The sequence below is a fragment of the Acidobacteriota bacterium genome, assembly GCA_018001935.1.
Classification (GTDB): domain Bacteria; phylum Acidobacteriota; class JAAYUB01; order JAAYUB01; family JAAYUB01; genus JAGNHB01.
Genome location: JAGNHB010000001.1, coordinates 141121 through 165242, shown reverse-complemented (window position 1 = coordinate 165242; position 24122 = coordinate 141121). Strand labels below are relative to the sequence as shown.

Below are 24122 nucleotides of genomic sequence, written 5' to 3'. Positions count from 1 at the left end.
CCGCCTCACCTCCGGTTCCGTTCGGCCTCTACCGCCTGGTGCGTGGCGAAGAGCCCGGCGACCAGGACGGAGAGGAAGAACACGGTGTGGGAGAGGTCCAGGACCCCGTTCAGGAAGTCGTCCAGGTGGTGAAGGGGCGACAGGTAGGCCATCACGCCCTCAACCCCCAGGGTGGTGCCCGAACTGTACCGATCGAAGAGGAAGAGGAGCAGCATGAGCGCGAAGGTCGAGCAGGCGGCCACGACCTGGTTGTCCGTAAGGCCGGAGAGGGCCTGCCCGATGCCGAGGATCGCGGCGGAGAACAGCACCAGGCCGAGGAGGGCACAGGCCAGGGGCATCACCGCGGGATGGGCGACAAAGAACAGCGGCACCATGGACAGCATCGCCTGGAACAGCAGCAGGAGCACCATGACGAAACCCGCCAGGAATTTGCCCACGACGATCTCCAGGCTGGTCAGGGGCAGGGTGAACAGAAGCTCGTGGGTGCCGTGCCGCTTCTCCTCGGAGTAAGCCCCCATGGTCAGAAGGGGGATGACGAAGAGGATCAGGCTCCCGACGAAACCGCTGTAGGAACGGGCCAGGAGGTAAGGGGCGTCCAGGGTCCGGTCCGCCTGGCGGGCCATCTCCAGCAGTTTGAAGAAATAGACCTGGAAGATGAACGCGCAGAGCAGGCCGAAGACCACCACGGCGACCCAGGTCACCGGGGAGAAAATGCCCGCGCGCAGGTCCTTCATGAAGACGAGCCGGATCTTTCGAAGGGACATCACGCCTCCCCCCCGCCGCGCCCGGCGGCGGGGACCGTTCCCGGGGCGGGCTTCGCGTCCATGACCGCCCGAAAGACCTCTTCCAGCGTGGGTTTCAGGAGCCGGAACCCGCAGAGCTTCAGCTCGGCGTCCAGGATGTGCCGGACGATCTCGGCGCGCATCCCCGCCTCGGCGATGTCGAAGCGGCACCGCCACAGGCCCTCGGAGCCGGCGTCCAGGGAGAAACCCCGGAACAGGGAGTCGGATTCGAGAATGGCCTCGACGACCTCGCGCTCCCCTTCCAGGAGGCACTCGCAGCTCAGGGGACCGGACGCTCTCCCGACCAGTTCGGCCGGGGGGCCCTCCGCCAGGATGCTCCCGCCGTCCATGATCAGCAGGCGATCGCAGAGCAGTTCGGCCTCGTGGAGCAGGTGCGTGGAGAGCACGACGGTCCCCTTCCCGGCCATCCGGCGGATCAGGGCGCGGACGTCCAGGATGCTGACGGGGTCCAGGCCGATGGTGGGCTCGTCCAGGACCAGCACCCCCGGTTCGTGGATCAGGGCCTGCGCCAGGCCGGTGCGCTGGCGGAAACCCCGGGAGATGTTCCGGATGACCCGGTGGCGAACCGGCTCCAGGCCGCACCCCGTCACAGCGCTCTCCACGGCGGCGCGAAGCCGGCGGCCCGGGACCTCCCGGACCCCCGCCACGAAGGTGAGGTACTCCGTGACCGTCATTTCAGGGTACAGCGGCAGATTCTCCGGAAGGTAGCCGGTCCTGCGCTTCGCGTCGAGGGGGTTCACCCCCACGTCGATCCCGTCGACGCGGCAGGTGCCGCTCGTCGGGCGGGTGAACCCGCAGATCATCCGCAGCGTGGATGTCTTCCCCGCCCCGTTGGGGCCGAGGAGGCCGAGAACCTCTCCCCGGCGGGCGTTGAAGGAAATGGCGTTTACGGCAGTCAGGGCCCCGTATTTCTTGACAAGCTCGGTGACTTCGATCATCAACCCCTTCCCGGACCAAGAGGGGGATTTTACCACGCCCGCCGGTTTGTTTTCGAGGTTTTCTTGTCTTGCGTTTTTGCCGGCGGCACCGTTTTCAACCGTCGACGGTCTCGCAACGACCGGGGGACCGAAGGGGAAGGTCTCTGGAAAACCCGTGGCTGAGCCGTCACCCGGAGGGCGTTGGTCCTTTTTGCCGGGACGTCAACTGTTGTATACTATCCCTGTCCGACCGCCCGCATCCGGGCGGCGGGAATCGAATGACGGGATCCTTCGGATGGCAAACGGGAATCAGAGCGCCAACTCGTCGGGAGACCGGCCTTACGCCCCCGGGGGTCTCCGGCCCGGCGACAAGGTCCTTTTCGTCTTCTCCCTCTTCACGATCCTGATGACCCTGACCCGTCAACGGGCCGTGGAGCACGCCGGCCTCCAGGTGGCCGCCCTGGGCCTGTTCCTCCTCTTCATCCTGGTGCTGGGGCGCTTCCCCTTCCCCAGCCGCAGCCTGCCGCTCCGCATCCTGCGCGTCTGGTACCCCGTGGCCGCCATCCCCCTGCTCTTCATGGCCGTCGGGAAGGTGGTCTCCGTCCACAGCGCCCGGGACGGGGACGCCCTGCTCAGGTCCTGGGACCTCGCCCTTTTCGGCGCCCACCCTTCCGTCGCGCTCCAGGCAACCCACCACCCGGTGCTCACCGAGGCCCTTCAACTGGTCTACTCCAGCTTCTACTTCATCCCCGTGACCATCGGCCTGGCCCTCTTCCTCCGGGGACGAACCGGCGACTACGACCAGTTCGTCTTCCTGGTCTGCTACGGTTTCTGCCTCTCCTACCTGGGGTACTTCCTGCTGCCGGCCATCAGCCCTTCCTTCGGGCTGCACGGGCACTACGCCTTCCCCCTGGAGGGGGTCTGGGCCTACGGGGGCCTTTCCGCGCTCCAGACGCGCCTGGAGTCGATCCACCGGGACTGTTTCCCCTCCGGGCACACCATGATGACCCTGGTGTTCCTGCACTTCGCCTGGCGCAAGACGCGGAAACTCTTCTACGTCCTCCTGCCCGTCGGGATCGCCCTGATCTTCTCCACCCTCTACCTGCGCTATCACTACGCGGTCGACCTCGTCGCGGGCCTGGCCGCCTACCTTTTCTGCGCGGCGTCGGCCGCCCCGCTCTACCGCCTGTTGAGCGGCGACCGGCCGGGACCGCCCGGGAGAAACCCCTGCACACTCGGAGGCATCGCGTGAAAGACCTGCCGCCTTACCCGCCGCCACCGACCGACCCGGAGAAATCCCCGCAGTCCCAACGGATGGAACTGCTCGGGAGGCTGGCCGGCGGTGTCGCCCACGACTTCAACAACCTCCTCACCGCGATCCTGGGCTTCGCGGAGCTGATCTCCTTCAAGCTCCGGCCGGACGACCCGATCCAGAAGGACCTGGACCAGATCCGCGAGGCCGGCGGGAAGGCGGTCTCCCTCACGCGCCAACTGCTCGCCTTCGGCCGCCGTCAGCACATCCAGAAGGAAGTCCTCTGCGTGAACATGGTGGTGGGGGAACTGGAGAAAATCCTGCGGCGCTTCGTCGGGGAGAACATCTCGATGCTCTCGGAGCTCAGCTCCGACCTCGGGTGGGTGTCCATCGACCGCGGACAGCTCGACCAGGTCGTCCTCAACCTCGTCTTCAACGCCAAGGAAGCCATGCCGGCCGGTGGACGGCTCATCCTGAGGACCCACAACGCCGAAGTCGATGAGACCCGGGCCGCTGAACAGCTGGTCAATCCGGGGCCTTACGTCGGGTTCCAGGTTTCGGATACCGGCCACCGAACCGAGGAGGATTTCCGCCGCCTGCCCTGTCGCCCCGATTTCCTGCCCCCGGACACGGACCCCTGGGGGATGGGGCTGGCGTCGATGTTCGTCACGGTCCGGCAGAACGGCGGGTTCGTCGAAGCCGCCTCGGCCGGTGAGACGGGGATGACCTTCAGCGTCTACCTCCCCCGCGTGCCGCACCCCGCCGAGGTGAAGATCAGCCTGGCCGACGTCCCGCCGGCCCCCGCCGAGGGCTTCACCATTCTCCTGGTGGAAGACGACGGGAGTGTCCGGGCCCTGGTGAAGGACCTTCTCCGCGCCATGGCCTACCGGGTCCTGGAAGCGGACAACGGGGACGCCGCCCTCGTTCTCGAGAAGCAGTTCAAGGGGCCCATCCACCTGCTGCTCACCGACGTGATCATGCCCGGGATCTCCGGCGCCGAGCTGGCGCGCACCTTCCAGGAGATCCGGCCCGATGCCCGGGTGCTGTTCATGTCGGGTTACGCCCACGAGGCCATCGGCGGCGAAGGCGTCCTGGAGCCCGGGCTCCAGTTCATCCAGAAACCCTTCTCGCCCCGGGAACTGCTGGAAAAGGTCCGGCAGGTCCTGTCGGACGCCTGGCCGCCCGGGGCTCCGGCCCCGGGCGACCAACAGGCGGATCACTGAAGGGGTGAGGCCACGACCGGGAGCCGGGGCGTCGCGGTCCGGCTTTCCTTCTTGAGGTCCAGTTCCTCGAACAGAAGGCCCCGGGGCACGATGAAAGAAGCCGGGATGCCCGACGGGCGCCAGCCGCCGCCGCCCCCCCCGCCGCCGAACAGGGAGAGGATGCCGCTCGCGGCGCTGTCCCCCGCCGAGGCCGGGACCAGGGTGTTGTAGGCAAGCCGTTCCGCGTCGGCGCCGGCGATCCGGCGCAGGGCGCTCACCGGAACCCCGGCGAGGGTGCAGCCGCGGACCGGTTCCTCCTTCCCGGTCTCCACGTCCACGCGGTAGACGTAGACGGGCTCACCGATCCTGTCCTCGCCGGCTTCGCTCCCCATCCGCATCATCAGGCCTGCCACGAGGCCCTGCAGGTCTTTCGACTCCATGGCGGGGTTCGCGAGCTTGCGGACAATGTACGCCTGCTTGGAACCGGCCTCTTTGGCCAGCCGGAGCAGCTCGGCCTTGAGCCCGTCCTTCGGGGCCGTGCCCGTGGTCTCGACGGAAACGACCCCGGGCCCGACCGCTTCGGCGGGGGCCATGGGGTTGATCACCAGGCGGCTGTGCCCCGTGCTCTTCGGGCACTTCGGCGTCGGGATGAGCCCGTTGAGCAGATTTTTCAGGATCCCCCCCTCCACGAGGGTCAGCTTTTCGGCGGGGACCACCCCCTCGGCGTCCACCGAGAACGTCCCGACCAGGCGGACATCCCCAAAGGACGGCAGCCCCGGGACCGCCACGATGGAGAACTCCTTGGGGAGCACCCGGGTGTCGAGCTTGTCCTCGAGGGACTTGCCCGACATCATCTCCACCATCCGGGCGGCCTGCGGGTTGTCGCAGACGGGCTTCCGGGCGGCGATCAACCCCGGGGCGGACGCCGAGAAGAGACGCTGCCCGAAAAGCTCGCCCACGGCTTCCGCCTCGAAGAGGACGGGGCCGCTGTACGACCCGTCGAAGAGCGGTGCCGTGCGAAGTTCGCAAAACCGGGCCACCCCCTGCTCGAGGGAGGCTTTCATGCTGTCCGGGGACGGCAGGTCGGCCGGGGTCGGCCCCAGGAAGCAGACGTAGTCCCGCAGGGGCGTCCCGTCGTCGGACTGGGTGGAGAAGTCGGCCTTCACCACGGCCAGGGTGACGGGGACCACGGTCTCGATCCCCTCGGTGGAGAGGAGAGAGGCATCGGTCTGGATGAAGCAGGCGCAGACCGAGGACGCCTGGACGTCGGGGTACTTCCGCAGGGCCCCGGACAATTCACGCACCACCTTTTCCCAGTGGGGTTTGTCGACACTGAAACGCCGCGGGGGCTCCACGCGGGTGACCGGTTCAGCCCTGGAGAGGTCCGGAAGGGCGGCCATTTCCTCGGTGAGCTTCTGCTGGGACACGGCGGACATCTTGCGCTCGAACTCCTCCGCGGCCTCCTTGTAGGCCTCGTCCGTGGAGGACCACAGGGCCGTCCGGATCACGGACACGTCGTTCTCGATCGGGATCTCGGCGCCGCCGCCACCGCCCCGCATCACCATCCGGCCCACCATGCCGCCCGTCATCTCGAAGAAATTGAGGTTGTTCCGAAAGTAATCCCCGACGAGGACATCCACGCGGTGATCCCGCCGATGCTGGGACTGGGACTGCACGAGAGCGCCCAGGGAGGCCCGGATCACGGTGGTGTCGATGTCCCTGAGACGGTAGACGATCTGGAACGGTTTCTGCAGCCCGGGCAGGGCAAGCTGCTCCCGGTTCCGCTGCAGTTCATCCTTCATGGCCTTCCGGATCGCCAGTCGCGAAGCCTCGTCCTGGGCGAGGGCGGGCGCCGCCAGGGCCAGGAGCGCCAGCAGGGCCAGGGCCCGGCGGGCCGTTTTCTGTACGTTCGTCATGAGTCCTCCTCTCATCGGGTGGTGACGGCGGAGACGGCCGTCCCGTCGATACCTTCCACGCAGGGCCTCGGCAGGAGGGGCGGTTTTTCCTGGGACTTGTCCTTTTTCTGAACCTCGATCTGCCGGATCAGGAGCGTGGGTGAAACGCACGTGACCGGAACGCCCCCGGACTCGGCGCCACAGGTCCCCGTGAAGACGCCCGTGTCGCCGCCGGCGGCCTCCACGTTGCTGAAGATCACCAGCGGGGTCCCCACCAGGTCGACCCCCCGGACCAGCTCGTCGGGTTTGCCGTCGGCGTAGATGCGGTAGACTTCCACCGGCGTCACGTTGAAGGCGTTGGGCATGTAACGGCCCGTCATGGTGAAGCCCCCCGTGACCTCCTGGAAGAGCAGCCCGAAGGGCTTCCCCTGCTTGCGGCACTCTTCGACGAGGCGCTTGCGCAGGTCGTCCATGCTCAGTTTCCCCTCCGTTTCGATGATGAGGTTGGACTGGCGAGCCACCGGGGCGTATCCCGCCTCCGATCGGCCGTGCCCGTTGGAACGCGGGAACCCCTCGATGGGGGAACGGGACATGAGGAAATCCCGGAGAACGCCCCGGTCGACGATGGTGACCCGTTCCGCCTTCGTCCCCTCGTCGTCGAACAGGTAGTACCCACAGAGGTCCTGCCCCGCAAATTGCTTCCTGAGCGGGTCGCAGAGGACGGTCAGGGATTCGGGGAGCAGTTTCTCCCCGACCTTCTTCTTGAAGGTCTGCCCCTCGTCCTCGCTCTTCTGCCGATGCCCCTCGATGCGGTGACCGAAGATCTCGTGGAAGAAGACCCCCGAGGCCTTGCCAGAGAGGAGGGCGGGCCCGGAGTAGGGGTCCACCACGGGGGCGGTCCGGAGGGCTTCCAGTTTCTTGACCAGGGCCTTCACCTCGGCGAGCACCTCGGCGTCGCCGGGAAGGCCCTCGGGCGTGTAGGCGAAGAAGGTCCGGTAAAGGGGCAGTTCCATCCCGTCGTCGGACTTGGTGCTCCCGTTGATGCGGATGTAGGCGCCGGCGGTGTTCTGGACCACCCGGACGCCCTCGCTCGACACGAAGTACTTGCGCGTCGTGGTGTAGCTGAATCCGGCATCCCCCTCGGCGACTTTCGGGTTCTCCTTGAAGCAGGCCGAGTAGGCCTTCACCCGGGCCGCCCAGGCGTCCCGGTCCACGGACACGGCCGCGACCGGCGGTTCGAAGTGCACCGCCGGGGACCCGGTGAGGGTGAAGTCGGCGGACTTGTCTTCCTGCTCCACCTTGACCGCCACGTTGGCCTTGACCTTGGCCAGGCGGTCCACCGCGGCCTTGTACCGGCTGTCGGTCTCTTTCCACAGGATCGCCCGGATGGCGTCGGCGTCGTCGTCCAGGGGCAGGGCGACCCGGACGGGCACCCGTGAGAGGAGCCCCTCCATCATGTCGCCACGGAGGGAGTGGGTGTTGTCGAGCTTCGGTTCGCCGACCCGGACCATCACGGTGAGGTAGCGGTTGACGGTCTCGTCGGATTGGGTGAGGGCCCCGAAAGACGACGACACGATCACCCGGCGGACCTCGTCCACCCGGTAGGCCAGGTAGTAGGGCGCGGTTTCCTGTTTCTTCAGGGCGTCCATCTCCCGTTGCAGTTCGGCGGCCAGGACGTCGAGCAACTTGTCCTGCGCGGGCAGGGCGGAAAAACCCGCCGCCAGGAGGACGGCGAGCGCCGTCCACCGGAGGCCGGGCCGTCCCTTGCGGAAATAATCGAGCATCGATTTCCTCCTGTCGGAAATTTGCGAAATTACCAATACGTTGCGGGAACCGGGAGGTTTCGCGCTGAATCGCTTCCCCGGAACTCAGCGGCCCGTCCCCGGGGCATTGGGGAAGAAGAGCGGCTTGCCGCAGGCGGCCACCCCGAATTCCGCGATCGCTGTCTGGCCTGCGGGGGAAACCAGCCATCGGGCGAGGATCTCGGCCTCCGGCTTTTCCGGCCGGCCGAATTTCGCCAGGCGGACCGGGATCACGCCGTAGGGGTTGAACATCGCGGGGTCGCCCTCGAGGAGGATCTCGAGTTCCAGTTTCGGCTTCATCTTGAGGTAGGTCGCCCGGTCCGTCAGGGCATAGGCCTGCTGGTTGGACGCCATGAGCAGGACCGCCCCCATCGCCTGCCCGGCCTCGGCGTACCACGGCCCGCCGGGGGTCACCCCGGCGTCTTCCCAGAATTTCCGCTCCGCCTGGTGGGTCCCGGACTCGTCTCCCCGCGAGACGAAGGGGGAACCGGCGGCGGCGATGGCCTTGAAGGCCGCGCTCGCCGCCCGGGTGCCGCGAACCCCCGCCGGGTCCGCCGGGGGCCCGACCAGGACGAAGTCGTTGTACATGACGTCCAGGCGGTAGCGGCCGTACCCCTCCCGCATGAACCGTTCCTCGTCCTCCCGGGAGTGGGCCAGGATGACGTCCACGTCACCGGTGCGACCCAACGCCATGGCCTTTCCCGAACCGACGGCGATCACGTCCACCCGGATCCCCGTATCCTTCTCGAACTTCGGCAGCAGCCAGGCCAGCAGACCGGAGTTTTCCGTGCTGGTGGTGGTGGCCAGCCGGACGACGCGCACCGCCGGGGCCTGCCCGCCGCACCCGCCGAGCCCCAGGGCCAGGGCCGCCACGAGGCCCGCCGCAGGCAGCACGGCCCGCACCCGGGCGGAAAGGCGCCGCGCCGGGGCCCTTGGGACCCTCTTCCTCCCCGTCGTTACGACTCGCATCCCTCAACCTCCTGCATTTCGAAAGCCTACGTCCTCGGGTGAAACTTCAGGTACGCCGCCTTGAGGCGCTGGTGCGTGATGTGCGTGTAGATCTGGGTCGTGGAGATGTCGGCATGGCCCAGCATCATCTGCACCGAGCGCAGGTCCGCGTCGTGTTCCAGGAGGTGCGTGGCGAAGGAGTGCCTGAGCACGTGCGGGGTGAGGGGCTTGGTGATCCCCGCCTTCCGGCCGCAGTCCCGGACCAGCTTCCAGATTCCCTGGCGCGTGAAGCCGACCCCCCTGCGGTTGACGAAGAGGACCGCAACCGGGCGCTTCACGAACAGGGGGCGGCACTCCCGGAGATACCTCCGGACCCAGTCCGCCGCGTGGGTCCCAACGGGGATGATGCGTTCCTTGTTGCCCTTTCCGATGCACGTCAGGAAGCCGATCTCGGGCTGAAAATCCTGCACCCGCAAGCCGGTGAGCTCCGACACCCGGAGGCCGGTGGCGTAGAGGATCTCCAGGATGGCCCGGTCCCGGACCCCGGCGGGCTTGTCGGTCCCCGGCGCCAGGAGCAGGCGCGTCACCTCGTCGGGGTCCAGGTACTTGGGGAGGTTCTTCCACCGCTGGGGCGATTCCAGCAGGTGGGCCGGGTCCGCGGCCAGGAGACCGTCGAAGACGAGAAAGCGGTAAAAGCCCCGCACGGAGGTGACCATCCGGGCGATGGAGGTCGGCTTGTAGTTCTGAAGATAGAGCGATTTGAGGAATTCCAGCAGGTCCGTCCGGGTGAGGGCCGCCGGTTCCAGCTGTCTTTCGCCCGCAAAACCGGCCAGCTTCGCCAGGTCCCGTCGGTAGGCCGCCAGGGAATTGGACGCCAACCCTTTCTCGACCAGGAGGTGGTTGAGGTACTCACCGATCAGGTCGCGGGCCATGGGGTGTCCTCCGCCGGGGTTCAGGAACCGGCCCGCCCGTCGAGGAAGGGCCGGATGGCGGCGGGGGACCCCCGGTAGAGGCGGCAGTAGTAATTGTAATTTCGAAAAATGGACTTGACGTAGTTCCGCGTCTCCGTCATGGGGATCATCTCGACGATCTCCTCCATGGACAGCCTCCCCTGCCAGCGCGTGAAGACTTTCACCACCCTTCCGGGCCCGCCGTTGTACCCTCCCAGGGCCAGCGGCACGCGCCCGTCCATCATGCGGAGCACCTTGAGCAGGTAGCCGCACCCGAGCCGGATGTTGAACCCGGGCTCCTCGAGGCGTTTCTCGAGGGGGGCCGTCCGGCCTTTCCACCGCGCTTCGACGGCGGCGGTGGAGGGCAGAAGCTGCATCAGCCCCACCGCGTTGGAAACGGAGCGGACATCCTCGCGGAAAGCGGACTCCTGCCGGATGAGCGACAGGACCAGCCACGGGTCCACGGGGCTCCCGGCCAGTTCCCGCTCGACCAGGTCCCGGTACCGCGCGGGGTAGAGGGCTTCCCAGACGGGGCGCGGCAGGCTTTCGAGGGGCATCCCGTAGGCCTCCGGCCACGCCCGGTTGAAATGCCGGATCAGCAGGAAGGTGTCACCGGCCTTCCACGACAGGTCGAAGAGAAGGGCGTGGACGTCCCGGGGCGGGTTCTCTCCCCCGAGGGCCAGGAGGCGCCGCCGGGTCGCGTCGGGATACCCCGCCGCCCAGGACTGCAGGAGGAAGGCGAGTTCCCCCTTGCCCGGCCCGGTGACCCATGTCCCCAGCGGCAGTTCGACCGGGGGAAAGTACCGGACCTGCAGGGAAGCCATCCAGTAGGCCGTGCGCACGTTGAGCGGGTCGATCCGGCCCAGGCGGGAGGAGTGCTCACGGGCCAACTCGGCATAGTAGGAGCAGGGGAAGACCCGGGGGATGGCGGCGAACACCGCGGACGCCTCGGGGGCGTTGGCCCGGCGGAGGGAGCAGACCCCGTGCCAGTACAGCGCGGCCAGGGCGAACTCCTTCCCGGGGTCTTCCCCGTGGGCCCGGACGAAGCCGGCGTCCGCCAGGTCGAAACGCCCCTCCGCGTAGTCCGCCCAGGCGATCTTCCACCAGGCTTCCGCCCGCGTTTCCCGGGAATCCCCCCGGGCCGCGACGATGCCGTAGAGCTTCCGGACCGCTTCGAGGTCACCGTCCATCTCGGCCCCAAACGCCAGGGTCCGCAGAACCGGGAGGTAAAGGTCGGACTCCTGACCCAGCGCGAGGACATGGGGGACGGCCTTCCCGAAGAGGTCCACCTTCTTCAGGCGGTTCGTGCAAAGGGCGATCAGGCACCAACGGTCGGCCGTCTCCACGGGCGTCGAGGGTTTGATCTTTTCCGCCCAGCGCAGGGCAAGGGCCGGTTCCCCCGCGCGATAAGCCGAAAGGGCCGCCGAAAGGTGCATCGAGACGGGAAGCTTGCGGAAGGCGGGGGTTGCGGAGACCGCCGAGAAACAGCGCCAGGACCGCCGGTACTGCTGGCTTTCCAGGAATTTCCGCCCCAATTCCGCGGTCTCCGCCGCCGACAGGAACGTCCCGGCCCAATCCCTCGCGGAGGCCGCTTCGGCGAGATTACGCGCCTCATCCCAGGCCGCGGGCGAAGAAATGTCCATCAGGGCGTCCCGGATCCCGTCCCGCGCCGCTTTTCCGTTGCCGGCCTCCCGGGCCGAAAGGACGGACTCCAACCGCTGCCAGGCGACGTTTGCCCCGCGGGCAGCCACACTCCCGCCGGGAATGCGGGAGACCGGCCCGGCCCGGCCCGCGCGGGCCCAATGCCGGACCCACCGATAACGGAGTTCCGGGTCGGCCGGGGCGCCGGCCTTCGCCGCGTCCAGCAAGCGGAGGGCCGGGTCCGCGAGTTCCGGCCGGGATTCGAGCAGCGACATCAACCGCTCGAAGGCCGGACCGGCCAGGGCCGTGTGCCGGAAGACCTCGGGGTGACAGTAGGATTCCAGGGCCCGCGGCGGGTCTTCCCCCGCCAGGGCGTCTCCGAGTTTGAGCCGGGCGAGCCCGCGGCAGGTCTCATCCCCGGGGCCCGCCTTCCGTTCGATGACCCCGCGCCACCTTTCAGTGCGCTCCGCGGCGGCGGGGAGCCGGTCGATCTCCTCCCGGGCGGAGGCAAACGCCCGCAACCCGGGGTCCCGTTGCAGGAGGAGATCGAAAGACACCGTGGGGAAAAAGCCGGCGGTCGGCTCCGCCGCCGGGCCGGCCTTCACGGGGCTGGAGGGGCCGCCCGGAGGGAGGGCGGAGAGGAGAATCAAGGCAGAAAAAACCGCCGCGGCGGCCGGGCGCAACAACGGCGGTAAAGCTCGAAACCGGGTTTTCACGTCAGGACGTGATCTGCGGACCGGGATATTCCGTGCCCATCCGGCTGCCGTCATTCTCCCCGAGGATCCGGACCAGCTCTTCGTGGAAGTAATCGATCCGGGACGAGACCTGGCCGGAGACGCGCTTGTCGTACATTTCCCGGCTGCGGTCGATGTCCCGCCGGAGCCGGCGGTAGAGGTCCTTTTCAACGCGACCTTCCGCGACGGATTCCTCGTTGTAGAGCTTGATCTCGGAAACGAGCAGACGGGCGAAGCGCTTGGCGTCAACGTGCAGCCGCTCTTCCTCCGGGGAACCCCAGAGCGGGGCCGCGGGGGCGGCGGCCACGGGGGGCGCGACGGGGGGCGCGACAGGGGGCGCAGGTTCCGGCGGGCGGAAAGCGGTGAAGGTCGGCGGGGGCGGAATGCGCTCCTCCGCTTTCTCTTCCAGGAGGATTTCCTCCATGGGCTTCTCTTCGAAGACGAATTCCTCGACCTCCTCGACCGGGGCCGGCTTGGGCGGTTCGAAGACGACAGGGGGAGCGAAGGGGGAGGGCGCCGCCGGGGAGACGCCGATGGCGGGACCCTCCAGGTCGATCTCGATCTCCGGCACGGCGGACGCCTCGGGCTCAGGGGGCCGGGGTTCCAGCTCGAGCATCATGGGGATCTCGGGGGGCGGACCGAGTTGTTTCTTGGTGATTTCCTCCGCCTCGGGGAAGAGGTCTTCCTCCGCCTCGGGAACCGCAACGGCCGGTTCGGGCTCGATGACCGGCTCGAAATCCGTCACCGGTTCGGGCTTGAGATCGTAGGAAAACGGCGGGAGGGCCTCCTCGACGGCGGGGGCTTCCTCCTCCTCCAGCGCCGGGGGAGGCTCCGTCACGGAGAGGTCCCACGCGGTCTCGAGCCGGTGAAGCCGCTCGGACACCTCGGGGGGAAGCTCCTCCTCGGCCTTCTCCTCGACCCTGCCCTCCTCGGGTTTCACGATCGGCTCGGGGGCCTCCTCCACCCCCTCCAGTTCCTCGATTTCCTGGACGGGCTCGGGCACGGGCGGCGGCGCCTCCTCGACCGCCTCGACCTCCTCGAACGTCTCGATCTCCTGCACCGGTTCGGGAACAGGCGGAGGCATCGCCTCGACCACCTCGAGTTCCTCGATCTCCTGCACCGGCTCGGGAGTGGGCGGAGGCATTTCCTCGACCGCCTCGAGTTCCCCGATCTCCTGCACCGGCTCGGGGACGGGTGAGGGAAATTCCTCGACCACCTCGAGTTCCTCGACCTCCCGGACGGGCTCGGGAACGGGCATCTCCGCCATGAAGGGCGGGACCTCCCGTGCCTCCTCGACGGCGGGGGCTTCCTCCGGAAGCTCCTCGACGACTTCCTCGACGGTTTCCTCTTCAACCGCTTCCGCGACGGCCACGGCCGCCGGGGCCGGTTCGGCGACCGGCTCGGCCGGGATCTCCACGGGCAGCCCCAGGCTCTTGCGCATGGCCAGGTTTTCCAGCCACAGCGAGGTTACGGACATCAGCAGTTCCAGGTCTCCCTGGACGATCGCCTCTTCCTCCGTCAACTGGTCGCCGTCGAGATAAAGAAAGGCGGAAACGGCATCGAAAAGGCACAGCGGCGCCAGGAAGAACTTGGAGGGTTTCAGGAAACCCGGGATTTCCAGGGTGCTTCGGTAATCGGGCGTGTTTTCGTGGGAAAACACCTGGGCGTTCTTGAACAGGGTGGTTTCGTTCAGCGCGAAGTCTTCCTCGACGATCGCGGCGTAGAGCTTGAAATTCTCGAGGAAAACTTCGTCGAAGCCCCGCCCGTCCCAACCGGTCACGGCCCCTCGCTTGACGATCATGACCAACCCTGCGCCGGAGAGGAGTTGCGAAGCATCCAGAAGGGCACCCAGGACGTCCCGCTGAGAAACGGCCGACCGGATTTTCTTCAGCGCGTTCTTCCACTGGCCGCGCCACTCCTTTTCCCGCTCGAAGACCTTCTCCTTGACAAGGGCCAACTCCCGCTGTTTCGCCGCCTCGAACTCCCGCTGCTTCTCCAGTTCCCTTTCCTGCTCCTTCTGCTTTTCGAGGCCCAGTTCCTGATCCAGCTGCTCTCGAACCTGCACGATCATCGCCGTCTGGCGTTCGGCCACCTCGGCGACGCCGGTCTGAAGGTTCTCGGCCAGGGTCTTGCCAAATGAATTCACCAGGTCCATCGAACGAGCCTTGAGGGAGGACAAGTCCTCGTTCAACCGGCCAATCCACTCTTCCGCCCGTTGTTGAAGCTCCTGAACCAGGCTTTGTGCAAATTCGGGTTCGATGCTCATCCACGCTCTCCTAAGGTGAGGAAGTTGTTAGATCCGATCCCCGGCCGGCCGCTTTCGCGGCGGCCAGGCTCACCCCCATCGCCGGCACCGGGGTCCCGCCTTGCGGCCCGAGCCCGGAAAGTCCCGTCAGGCAACCTTGATGGACAGAATGACGAAGACCACCACTGCCACGATGAGGAAGGTTAACAAAACGATATCGGACATGTTCTTTCTCCCGATATTGACCACTCGGAGTCAGTATACGTCAAACTATTCTGGATTCAATCATAAAGTTGCTTGCGGGAAAAAAAAACGCCCATAACGGGTTTTCGGATGTGTGTTATACTTCCGCCTCGTTCGAGGCATTGAGATGCAAAGGACCCGATCACGCCGATGACACCGGAAATGTTCTCGAAAAGCGGGGAAACCCGCCTGTTCATCCCTTTCCCCAGCCGATGGGTCCCCGCCGTTCGCGCGTGCGTCGCCGCGGCTCTCCTGGCGGCGTGCCTTCCGGCTCTGCCGGCGGAGACCGCTCCCCAGCCACCTCTTGTCCGGAAAACCCTGCTCAACGAGCTGGGCGGGGTGATGCTTCGGTCCGACCAGGCACGTTTCGCCCTGACGCTGGGGCTTCAGCAGGGGGCCGTTTTCGACCCTTCCGGGAAGGAAGGCCTCACCCTCGTCACCGCCCGCTACGTGCTCGAGAGACTCCGGCAGGAGATCGAGATCTCCGCCCAGGAGGTGGGAGCCCCGGAGGTCCCCGAGTCGGACATCCTGGTCACCCATGACGGGGTCCGGTTGACGGCGAGAGGGCAGTCTTCCCTCCTTTTCACCGTCGGGCAGGCCCTGTCGCGCGTTCTCCAGTCCGACAAGTACAGCGAACCCCTCTTCCTCTCGGTGCGCGACGGCCTCGCCCGGGAGCTCGAGGGCCGGGAGCGGGACCCGGCCTGGGTGGCCGAGGGCGCTTTCCACACCCTGCTTTACGCCCCGTTCCCGTACGCCCGCAACCCCAACGGCACGGCCCTGTCGGTCCGGGCCCTGGACCTGAAGGACATGATCCGTCACTTCCGGCGGCTCTTCATGCCCAACCGGAGCTTTGTCCGCCTGGTGGCCCCCCTGGGTGAAAGCGAGTTCCGACGTTTCCTGATCCAGTCCTTCGGCTCGTGGACCAAGGGGGAACCGCTGGTCGCCCAGTTCACCCCGCCCGCAGCCGACCAACCCGTCACGGTTTTCCATCTCGCCCCGGGGGCCCGTTACGGTTGCGCCGTCGTGGGGGTGGAGTGCATCCGCCGGAAGAGTGAGGACTACCCTTCCCTCTGGGTCCTGTTCCGTCTCCTCTCCCAGCGGATGGCCGGGCTCCGGGTCCGGTACCCGGAATACCGGTTCGAGCCGTCCCTGGAAGCGCTGGCACTTCGCGGTCACGTCCTCGTCCGCATCGCAGGCCCGGCGGACTTCGACCTCGAGGTGATCGGCGAAACCCTGGGGGTCCTGTCCCGGTTGGCGGACACCCGGCTCGGCTCGGCGGATTTCGACCGGTTCCGCGACGAGTGGCGGCGGTCCATCGAGGCCCGGACGTCCTCCACGGAGGGTTTTCTCGACCTCCTGACCGAGATGGAGTGGTTCCGGCTGGGCAACGGGGTCAACCAGGCCTACCTCCGCCCCATGGACGCCGCCATCCCCGAAGACGTCCCCTTCCTGGCCCGTTCTTTCTTCTCCGCGGGCAAGTACAGGGTCGCCGTCGCGCTTGCCGCCCTGCCGGACTCCAACGCCGTCCCGGCCGCGCTGAGACCCTTCACCGCGGCAGGGGCCCCGGGCCGGGCTTCGGCCCCCCCAGTGACACAGCCATGAGTCCCCGTTCCGACTCCGGACCCGCCGTTGCGGTCGCCCTGCGGGTCCGTTACGCCGAAACCGACCAGATGGGGGTGGCCCACCACGCTTCCCACCTGGTCTGGTTCGAGGTGGGCCGGACGGAGTACTGCCGGGCGGCCGGGTTCTCCTACGCCGACCTCGAACGATCCGCCGGGGTGTTCCTGATGGTGGTCGAGGTGCGCTGCCGCTACCGGCGCGGCGTGTCCTACGACGACCCCATCCGGGTGGAGACCCGGGCCCTGACCTGCACCCCGCGGCTGGTGAGGTTCGCCTACCGCGTCCTCACGGCCGACGGCCTGCCCGTCGCGGAGGGCGAAACCACCCACCTGCCGGTCGGGAGGAACGGGAAGCGCGCGGCCCTCCCCGCACCTTTCCTGGAACTGCTCCGTCGTTTCGGCGAAAATCCCGTCCCGGGGGCGGAGCATTCATGAGCGCGGAGCACGACACCTCCAGGCTCCGGCCGTTCCCTGCCCTGTGGCGCCGCTGGATGCCCCGTATCCTGTCGCTGGGAATGGCGTCCTACGTGGTCGGGACCCTTCTCCAGTGGAGCGGTTTCCCCGGGAGTTCCCTCCTGCTGCTGCTCTCCCTCCCCCTCCTCCTGGTCAGCATCCCGTGGGCGGTCTTCCGGCTGTATCACTATTTCCGGGAACGTGTGCTCTTCCGCGTGCGGAACCGGATCATCGTGTTTCACCTCTTCGCCGGGCTCATCCCCCTGCTGGTCATCCTCCTGATCTCGGTCATCACCCTCTACCTCTTCCTGATCAACCTTTCCATCTTCATATACGACAACGAGATGAAAAACCTGGGGTTCCGCCTGAACAGCCTCAGCGCCGAGCTGATGCAGACGGTCTACGACCAGCCCGAGTCCCGAGAGGACCCCGACTACCTCCACTACACCTTCAGCGCCGTGATCGAGAAACGGGCGCCGGACCTCCCGGCCCCGCACATCCTCTACTACCGACTCGACGAGAACCGGCACATCGTCTACCTGGCCGTCCACTCCTCTCTCCCGCCGAAGGAGTTCCTCCCCGAGTACCTCCCCGACTGGCTGCAGCAGCTCCCGTACTCCGGCGTCCTCCTGAAGCACTACAGCGCGTTCATCTACTCCCACAACCCCCTGCAGGTCAACGGCCAGACCTACTTCATGGACATCTTCGTCCCCTTCGACGACGATCTCTACCAGTACTTCAGCAAGAGCGCCAGCCTGCTGGCCTACGCCACCATCGAAACCCAGGAGCGGGACAGCCGGGCCGGCCTTCGGCACGGTTCCTTCCGCCCCTTCAACGGGTTCCGGGGAAACGGCTCCGCGCCCGCGGCTTCGGACATCCCCCACAACGAGAAACTGTTCACGAGCCTCGGCGCGGGGGGCAGCTTCACCATCTCCACCGTGGACACCGTCACCGCGACCGACTGGTACAACCAGGAGCACCATTCCCTGTCCGCCACCGGGAAGACCCTGGCCATCCACCTCCGCATCCCCCTGAAAACCGTCCTGGAGTACCTCTCGTCCCGGTCCTACGCCGGCCAGATCTTCCTGAAGATGCTCTATTTCTTCATTTACTTCTTCCTGGTCGTCGAGGTGTTCTCCATCGTCGTCGGGGTGCTCATCATCCGTGCCGTGACGCGCTCCATGCACCAGCTCTACCGGGGGACGCAGGAACTCCGGAAGGGCAATTTCAGCGTGGAGATCCCCGTTCGTCGCCGGGACGAGCTGGGCGTGCTCTCCGAGTCCTTCAACGCGATGGCCCGCAGCGTTCGGGGCCTGCTCATCGAGGTGGCCGACAAGCAGCGGATACGCCGTGAACTGGAAATCGCCCGGCAGGTCCAGCAGGAGTTCTTCCCCAAGAAGCTGCCGGAAGTCCCGGGGCTGGCCCTCATCGGCAAATGCAGCCCGGCCCGGGAGGTCAGCGGCGACTTCTACGACTTCATCCCCCGGGCGGACGGCATCCTGGACATCCTGGTGGGGGACATCAGCGGGAAGGGGATCTCCGCCGCGCTCCTGATGGCGAGCGTGCAGAGCGCCTCCCGCGCCCAGCCCCCCCTGGAAGGGACCGCCTGCACGCCCGGCGGGACGACGCGGCAGATGAACTCCTTCCTTCAGGCGCTCAATGTGCACCTCTTCAACATCACCCCGGAGGAGAAATTCGCCACCCTGTTCCTCGCCCGCCTCTGTACCCGGCACGGCCGGCTCTTCTACTGCAACGCCGGGCACGAGAGCCCCTTCCTCATCCGTGCCGACGGCGGGGTGGAGCGGCTCGAGACGGGCGGGACGGTCCTGGGGGTCTTCCCGGAGATCGAGTTCGAGATCGGGGAGGTTTCGCTGCATCCGGGCGATCTCCTCGCCGTCTACACCGACGGTCTCCCCGACGCCGTCGACAAGTCCGGGACGGATTTCGGCGAGGAGCGCCTTCTCGCCGCCCTCCATGAAAACCGCGGCCGGCCCCTCGAGGAGCTTCACTCCGCCGTGACCTCCGCCGTGACCGAGTGGTTCGCCGGCGTCCCCCAACACGACGACATCACCCTCGTCCTGCTCGAGGTCGGCGCAACCGGAGCGCCCGACCATGCATCCGATCCATTGCAGGCCGCTTGCCCGGACCTGCCGCCCCGCCCGGCGGACAACCCGTGAACCAAGGAGCTTCGATGTACCCGTCACCCGTGCGCATACCCTGTCTGTGCCTGCTGGCCGCCCTGCTGACCCCCGCTCCCTGCGCCGCACCCGGGGGAACATCCCCGGCCGCGGGCGACGCGCCGCGGGCCCGATGGTTCAAGCCCGGCCCGGGCTCCCCGGCCTTCCCTTCCCCCGGGGAAGCCGTGGGGCACTTCCTCGCCACAACCCCCTCCGCCCGCTTTCACTCCGCCGCGGGCGACCTTCGGGAGGAGCGCCTCGATCGGTCCCCCGCCGGCGTCCACGTCCGCCTGGCGATGGAACACGGCGGCATCCCGGTGCTCAACGGGCGTCTCGACCTCCACCTGGACCACGAGAACCGCCTCTACCTCGCCGTGGACTCCCTGCCCGACGCCCCCGTTTCCTGGAATGAAACCTTCCCGGACCGCCGGGCGGCCCTCGAAATGGCATGGGCCGGCTTCGACCGGCATCCGGAGGGCTTCATTCCCGCCCGTGTCCTCCCCGGGGCCCTTCTTTCCCCGGTCGCGACGGAATCGGTCCGGCCGGTTTACTGGGTCGAGGCCGGCGTCCCCCGCGCCGCGTGGGCGATCGTGCTCCACCGGGCGTCCCCCATCGCCCGGTCGATCTTCGTGGTCGGCGGTTCGCCCCTCCGCACCCTGGCCGTCCTCCAGGGGCTGCAACACGTGGACGGGACGGGCCAGGTCTTCCTTCCCAATCCCGTGAACGCACTCAACAACACGGCGCTGACCCCGACGTCGCCCCCGGCGGACTTCGAGGGCGCCTACACCTCCGTGACGCTGCAAGGCCTGGACGCGCCGGTGAACGGGAAATACGCCCTGGTCGGCCCCCACGTGAAGATCAGTTCCCTGTCCAACGAGCCCCCGGGGACCGCCCCGCCCCAGGAAAGCACGCCCGTCTTCGTCTACGAACGCACCGACCCCGGCTTCGGGGCGGTCATGGCCTACTACTGGATCGACACCTGCGTCCGGCACATCCGGGCCCTCGGCTTCACCGGCATCATGAACTACCGCATCGAGGTGGACGCCCACGGGCTCAGCGGGGCGGACAACTCCCACTACTGGCCCTACGGGAGCGGGCGCGGGCACATCGCCTTCGGGGACGGCGGGGTGCCGGACGCCGAAGACGCCGACGTCATCGTCCACGAGCTCGGCCACGCCATCCAGGACAGCACCAGCCCCAACTATTTCCTCGAGTACGGCCAGGCGGGCTCCATCGGCGAGGGCTTCAGCGACTACTGGGCCTTCAGCAACACCTACAACCACAGCGTCGCCAACAGTTTCGACCCTTTCTGCATCGCGGAGTGGGACTTTGCCACCATCTCCTTCTTCGACCCGCCCTGCCTGAGGCGGACGGACACGGGGAAGGTCTACCCGGACGACATGACGGGGCAGATCCACACCGACGGGGAGATCTGGTCGTGCGCCCTGGTGAACCTCTTCCTCCAGCTCGGGAAGAACGTCACCGACCGCATCGTCCTGCAGAGCCACTACCTGATGCCCTACGGCCCCACTTTCTACGGCGGGGCCACGGCCATGCTGGAGGCCGACGCCCAGCTGTTCGGCCGGCAGAATCAGTGGGCGATCTACGACGAGTTCGTCCGGCGGGGGGTCTTCGTGACGGGCGACCTCAACGTCAGCCGCAGGACCGACGCCGTGGACCTGCTGATCTTCGCCCGTTACGTCGCCGGCGACATCGGGCAGGGGGAAGGCAACTTCAACGCCGTGATCCTGTCGGCGGACCTGGACCGGAACGGGACGGTGAACGCCGCCGACTACGTTCTCCTGGCACAGTGCTTCGCAAACTGACCCATCGGGCGGACCCCAATTCCGCGAGGAGACAGGCGCGGGAAGCGGTCCCCGCGGCCGCGGTGCCGAGGCCTTGAGCATCGGGCACCCCGGCGCGAGCGCGCAAGGAACACTGCCGTAATTCCAGGCATTCGAGTCTCTTCGTGTGGTTCGCGGTTTTCCGCCCGGCGGGACGAGGGCCCATGCAAAACACCTCGATGACGACAATCCTGTTGCGCCTCTTCCTGGCCGCCGGGGCACTGACCCTGGTGGTTTCCTACTGGGGGCGGGAGTCGCTCCCCCCGGTGGGGGACATCCTGCCCGACCTGGCCGCCGAACCGGTTCAGACCCCCACCGACGCCGCGCCGTTCAAGGTGGACCGGGACGGTTACACCGCCGAACTGACGCCCCGGTTTCACTACGAGTTCGCCGGCCTGGTGGTCTCCTACTACGACAGCAACGCCTGGCACGACATGACCCACCGGGATGACCCCTTCAACACCAAGGACCTGTGCGTCCTCTGGGGACGCAATGTCGCCAGCGACGTCTTCCACCGGGTGAAGTTCTCCCACGGCGAGTTCACCTGCTGGTGCCGGTGGGACAGCGCGGAACTGGGGAGCCGCTTCAACCTCAACCAGATCGCCAACAACCACATCATCCCGGCGAATGACGCGGTCAGCCGGGTGCTGGAGGAGATCCGGACCGGGGACCAGGTGAAGGTCCGGGGCCTCCTCGTGGACTATCGCGTCCGCCTTCCCAACGGCTGGGGGACGCGAACCACGAGCACCGTCCGGAACGACCGGGGGTGCGAGATCATCTACGCCGACGCGGTGGTGGTGCTCCGGCGGGGGAACCTCGTCTTCCGGGCCCTCTTCGACTACAGCTTCTACCTCGTCATCGGCTGCCTGGCGGTGATGGCCGTCCGCTTCGTGCTGAGCATCCTCGGGAAACGCTGAGGGGTTCACTCCTGTCCATTGCAGGCAGGAAGAAGTCGGCTGCGGGGAGGGCCGCCGCACCTCAGGCCCTCCGGTGAGGCACTCCCGTATCCCCGGACATGAACCCATCATCCGCTTTTGACTTCGGTGGGCAAACCGGTTATCATCCGCTTTCATCGCTTCGCCCCGAAAGGACCGGGGCGAAGAGAACACGCGAGGACCACCGACCATGCCCGACCCCTCCACAACACCCCGGCCCCGCTCCACAGAACCTTTTTCCGCGCCGGGCGGCATGCCTGCCCTCCGTCCCGGTCAAGATCATCCCGCTCCAGTCCACGATCCCCGGACGGGGCCCGCCATCCGCTGCGCCGGGCTGGTCAAGCGCTACAAGGACGTCACCGCCGTGGCGGGGCTGGACCTGGAAGTCGGCCGGGGCGAGTGTTTCGGGCTCCTCGGGCCCAACGGCGCCGGGAAGACCACCACCGTGGAGATCCTTGAAGGCCTCCTCCCCGCCGACGCGGGTCTCGTGGAAGTCCTCGGCCACACCTGGGGCCGCGGCGGGGACCACGCCTGCCGGGAGCGCCTGGGGGTGTTGCTCCAGGAGACCCGGTTCCCGGAAAAACTGACGGTCCTGGAAACCGTCCGCCTCTTCCGGAGTTTCTACCGGAACGGTCGGGACCCCGACCAGGCCATCGCCGAGGTGGAACTGGACGAGAAGCGCCTGGCCCGTGTCGGCAAGCTCTCCGGCGGGCAACGGCAGCGCATGGCCCTCGCCTGCGCCCTGACCGGCGACCCCGAACTGCTCTTCCTGGACGAGCCCACCACCGGGCTGGACCCCCAGGCCCGCCGCAAGATCTGGGACCTGGTGGAGGCGTTCAAGCGGAAGGGGGGGACCGTCCTCCTCACCACCCACTACATGGAGGAGGCCGCCCGGCTCTGCGACCGCGTCGCCGTCATGGACCACGGGAAGGTGATCGCCCTCGGCTCCCCCGCCGAACTGATCGCGGCGCTGGACGCCGCCCAGATCGTGGAGTTCGTCCCCCGCCCCCCCCTGGACCTCGCCCTGCTGGACGGCCTCCCCGGCGTCCGCGACGTTCGGGAGCGCGACGGCCGACTCCGCCTCACCGTGACACGGATCGGGCACGCCCTCCCGGCCCTCCTTTCCCTGCTCGAGGAACGCGATACCGAGATCGCCTCCCTGACCACCCACCAGCCCACGCTGGAAGACGTTTTCATCCACCTCACGGGACGGGAGCTTCGCGATGAGTGACCCCAGGCCCCCCTCTACCGGTCCGGCCCGTTTCAGCCCGCTCCGGGAACTCACCCGGACGCGCATCCTCGAGTTTTTCCGGGAAAAGGAAGCCCTCTTCTGGACCTTCGGTTTCCCGGTGCTGCTGGCCCTGGCCCTGGGGAGCGCTTTCCGGAGCGCCCCGCCAGAGAAGCCGCGGCTGGCGGTGCTGGGGGAGGCCGCCGCCGTTCGACGGGTGGAAACCCTCCTGGGCCCGGAGGCCCACCTCGAGAAACTCTCCGAGGCAGAGGCCGAGAAGAGCCTGGGCAAGGGAAAACTGGACCTCCTGGTGGTGGCGGAGACCACCCCGCCGGGCGGGACCGTCCGGGTCACCTACCGCTTCGACCCCACGCGGGGGGACTCCCGCTACGCTCGCCTGGTGACCGAGAACCTCCTCCAGCGCGCGGCCGGCCGCCGGGACGCCCTCCCATCCGGGGAGAGCCCTTTCAGCCGGCCCGGCTCCCGCTACATCGACTTCCTGATCCCGGGCCTGATCGGGCTCAACCTCATGGGGAGCGGGATGTGGGGGATCGGCTACGCCGTGGTTGAGGCCCGGGTCAACAAGCTCCTGAAACGCTACGCGGCCACCCCCATGCGGCGGGCCCACTTCCTGCTGGCGTACATCCTCTCCCGGCTGGTCCTGCTGCTGCCGGAGATGTTCGCCCTGGTGGGCTTCGGCTGGCTCCTCTTCGGCGTGAAGGTCCACGGGGCGATCCTGGACCTGGTGGTCGTGGCCCTGGCCACCTCCTTCGCCTTCGCCGGCCTGGGGCTCCTGGTGGCGGCCCGCCCGCGGACCACCGAGGTGGTCATGGGCTGGATGAACCTGGTGATGCTGCCCATGTGGGTCTTCTCCGGGGCCTTCTTTTCCTACGCCCGGTTCCCGGAGTCCTTCCAGCCCTTCATCCGGGCGCTGCCGCTCACCGCCGCCAACGACGCCATGCGGATGATCGTCAACGACGGGCTCCCTCTCGTGGCCGCCTGGTCCGAGATGGCGGTCCTGGCCGCCTGGTGCGTGGGCGGCTTCCTGCTGGCCCTGCGATGGTTCCGGTGGCAGTAGAGGCTGATAGGCTGAAGGCTGTCAGGCTGAAGGCGGTCAGGCTGAAGGCGGTCAGGCTGAAGGCTGTTAGGCTGAAGGCTGCCAGGCTGAAGGTCCGGAGGACGCGTACCGGGGTCGGTATCGGGGCCGGAGAAGGCACCGGGCCAATGGCGATTT

17 protein-coding genes are annotated in these 24122 nt (G+C 67.6%); 9 read left to right on the top strand and 8 right to left on the bottom strand.

Annotated features, from left to right (window positions below):
- Nucleotides 1–5 precede the first annotated feature (5 nt).
- Complete coding sequence (locus tag KA419_00650; GenBank protein MBP7864428.1) at nucleotides 6–764, bottom strand: ABC transporter permease subunit; 759 nt, start codon at nucleotides 762–764, stop codon at nucleotides 6–8.
- Nucleotides 764–1741, bottom strand: a complete 978-nt coding sequence (locus KA419_00645) for an ABC transporter ATP-binding protein (GenBank protein ID MBP7864427.1) — start codon at nucleotides 1739–1741, stop codon at nucleotides 764–766. The genes KA419_00650 and KA419_00645 overlap by 1 nt, the downstream gene beginning before the upstream one ends.
- Before the next feature lie 274 nt (nucleotides 1742–2015).
- Here KA419_00645 and KA419_00640 point away from each other — a divergent pair, with 274 nt between their 5' ends.
- Both KA419_00640 and KA419_00635 read left to right on the top strand, forming a co-directional pair.
- On the top strand, nucleotides 2016–2972 hold the full coding sequence (locus KA419_00640) for a phosphatase PAP2 family protein (GenBank protein ID MBP7864426.1): 957 nt from the start codon (nucleotides 2016–2018) through the stop codon (nucleotides 2970–2972).
- A complete protein-coding gene (locus KA419_00635; GenBank protein ID MBP7864425.1) occupies nucleotides 2969–4195 on the top strand; it encodes a response regulator in 1227 nt (408 codons plus the stop codon). Before KA419_00640 ends, KA419_00635 begins: the two co-directional genes overlap by 4 nt.
- Here KA419_00635 and KA419_00630 read toward each other — a convergent pair.
- The 6 genes from KA419_00630 to KA419_00605 all read right to left on the bottom strand — a co-directional run bounded on the left by KA419_00630 (nucleotide 4189) and on the right by KA419_00605 (nucleotide 14410).
- Entirely contained in the window at nucleotides 4189–6090 is a 1902-nt protein-coding gene (locus tag KA419_00630) for a hypothetical protein (protein MBP7864424.1), read from the bottom strand. The genes KA419_00635 and KA419_00630 overlap by 7 nt on opposite strands.
- 11 nt (nucleotides 6091–6101) lie before the next feature.
- Complete coding sequence (locus tag KA419_00625; GenBank protein ID MBP7864423.1) at nucleotides 6102–7853, bottom strand: TldD/PmbA family protein; 1752 nt, start codon at nucleotides 7851–7853, stop codon at nucleotides 6102–6104.
- A gap of 84 nt (nucleotides 7854–7937) precedes the next feature.
- Complete coding sequence (locus tag KA419_00620) at nucleotides 7938–8840, bottom strand: substrate-binding domain-containing protein (protein ID MBP7864422.1); 903 nt, start codon at nucleotides 8838–8840, stop codon at nucleotides 7938–7940.
- Nucleotides 8841–8866: 26 nt separating this feature from the next.
- Nucleotides 8867–9751: a site-specific tyrosine recombinase XerD gene (xerD, locus tag KA419_00615; protein MBP7864421.1), complete on the bottom strand. Its 885-nt coding sequence runs from the start codon at nucleotides 9749–9751 to the stop codon at nucleotides 8867–8869.
- 20 nt (nucleotides 9752–9771) lie between these two features.
- Complete coding sequence (locus KA419_00610) at nucleotides 9772–12060, bottom strand: lytic transglycosylase domain-containing protein (protein ID MBP7864420.1); 2289 nt, start codon at nucleotides 12058–12060, stop codon at nucleotides 9772–9774.
- 67 nt (nucleotides 12061–12127) lie between these two features.
- A complete protein-coding gene (locus KA419_00605) occupies nucleotides 12128–14410 on the bottom strand; it encodes a hypothetical protein (GenBank protein MBP7864419.1) in 2283 nt (760 codons plus the stop codon).
- Nucleotides 14411–14782: 372 nt separating this feature from the next.
- Between KA419_00605 and KA419_00600 the strand changes: the two genes are divergently transcribed.
- From KA419_00600 to KA419_00570, 7 genes are all read left to right on the top strand, one after another.
- Nucleotides 14783–16234 carry an insulinase family protein gene (locus tag KA419_00600; GenBank protein ID MBP7864418.1) on the top strand — a complete coding sequence of 484 codons (1452 nt, stop codon included), beginning with the start codon at nucleotides 14783–14785 and terminating at the stop codon, nucleotides 16232–16234.
- Complete coding sequence (locus KA419_00595; protein MBP7864417.1) at nucleotides 16231–16686, top strand: acyl-CoA thioesterase; 456 nt, start codon at nucleotides 16231–16233, stop codon at nucleotides 16684–16686. Before KA419_00600 ends, KA419_00595 begins: the two co-directional genes overlap by 4 nt.
- Entirely contained in the window at nucleotides 16683–18881 is a 2199-nt protein-coding gene (locus KA419_00590; protein ID MBP7864416.1) for a PP2C family protein-serine/threonine phosphatase, read from the top strand. The genes KA419_00595 and KA419_00590 overlap by 4 nt, the downstream gene beginning before the upstream one ends.
- A 14-nt stretch (nucleotides 18882–18895) precedes the next feature.
- Nucleotides 18896–20707 carry a M36 family metallopeptidase gene (locus KA419_00585; GenBank protein ID MBP7864415.1) on the top strand — a complete coding sequence of 604 codons (1812 nt, stop codon included), beginning with the start codon at nucleotides 18896–18898 and terminating at the stop codon, nucleotides 20705–20707.
- A gap of 182 nt (nucleotides 20708–20889) precedes the next feature.
- A complete protein-coding gene (locus KA419_00580; GenBank protein ID MBP7864414.1) occupies nucleotides 20890–21642 on the top strand; it encodes a hypothetical protein in 753 nt (250 codons plus the stop codon).
- A 271-nt stretch (nucleotides 21643–21913) separates the two neighbouring features.
- The gene (locus tag KA419_00575; GenBank protein ID MBP7864413.1) at nucleotides 21914–22891 is read left to right on the top strand and encodes an ABC transporter ATP-binding protein; all 978 of its coding nucleotides are present in this window, start codon (nucleotides 21914–21916) and stop codon (nucleotides 22889–22891) included.
- On the top strand, nucleotides 22884–23966 hold the full coding sequence (locus tag KA419_00570; protein ID MBP7864412.1) for an ABC transporter permease: 1083 nt from the start codon (nucleotides 22884–22886) through the stop codon (nucleotides 23964–23966). Before KA419_00575 ends, KA419_00570 begins: the two co-directional genes overlap by 8 nt.
- Nucleotides 23967–24122 lie beyond the last annotated feature (156 nt).

Excerpts from the sequence above, each read along its gene's own strand:
- KA419_00605 (MBP7864419.1), bottom strand. The coding sequence starts at position 14,410 with ATGAGCATCGAACCCGAATTTGCACAAAGCCTGGTTCAGGAGCTTCAA.
- xerD (MBP7864421.1), bottom strand. The coding sequence starts at position 9,751 with ATGGCCCGCGACCTGATCGGTGAGTACCTCAACCACCTCCTGGTCGAG.
- KA419_00650 (MBP7864428.1), bottom strand. The coding sequence starts at position 764 with ATGTCCCTTCGAAAGATCCGGCTCGTCTTCATGAAGGACCTGCGCGCG.
- KA419_00595 (MBP7864417.1), top strand. The coding sequence starts at position 16,231 with ATGAGTCCCCGTTCCGACTCCGGACCCGCCGTTGCGGTCGCCCTGCGG.
- KA419_00590 (MBP7864416.1), top strand. The coding sequence starts at position 16,683 with ATGAGCGCGGAGCACGACACCTCCAGGCTCCGGCCGTTCCCTGCCCTG.
- KA419_00570 (MBP7864412.1), top strand. The coding sequence starts at position 22,884 with ATGAGTGACCCCAGGCCCCCCTCTACCGGTCCGGCCCGTTTCAGCCCG.
- KA419_00575 (MBP7864413.1), top strand. The coding sequence starts at position 21,914 with ATGCCTGCCCTCCGTCCCGGTCAAGATCATCCCGCTCCAGTCCACGAT.
- KA419_00620 (MBP7864422.1), bottom strand. The coding sequence starts at position 8,840 with ATGCGAGTCGTAACGACGGGGAGGAAGAGGGTCCCAAGGGCCCCGGCG.
- KA419_00600 (MBP7864418.1), top strand. The coding sequence starts at position 14,783 with ATGACACCGGAAATGTTCTCGAAAAGCGGGGAAACCCGCCTGTTCATC.
- KA419_00645 (MBP7864427.1), bottom strand. The coding sequence starts at position 1,741 with ATGATCGAAGTCACCGAGCTTGTCAAGAAATACGGGGCCCTGACTGCC.
- KA419_00625 (MBP7864423.1), bottom strand. The coding sequence starts at position 7,853 with ATGCTCGATTATTTCCGCAAGGGACGGCCCGGCCTCCGGTGGACGGCG.
- KA419_00630 (MBP7864424.1), bottom strand. The coding sequence starts at position 6,090 with ATGACGAACGTACAGAAAACGGCCCGCCGGGCCCTGGCCCTGCTGGCG.
- KA419_00585 (MBP7864415.1), top strand. The coding sequence starts at position 18,896 with ATGTACCCGTCACCCGTGCGCATACCCTGTCTGTGCCTGCTGGCCGCC.
- KA419_00640 (MBP7864426.1), top strand. The coding sequence starts at position 2,016 with ATGGCAAACGGGAATCAGAGCGCCAACTCGTCGGGAGACCGGCCTTAC.
- KA419_00580 (MBP7864414.1), top strand. The coding sequence starts at position 20,890 with ATGCAAAACACCTCGATGACGACAATCCTGTTGCGCCTCTTCCTGGCC.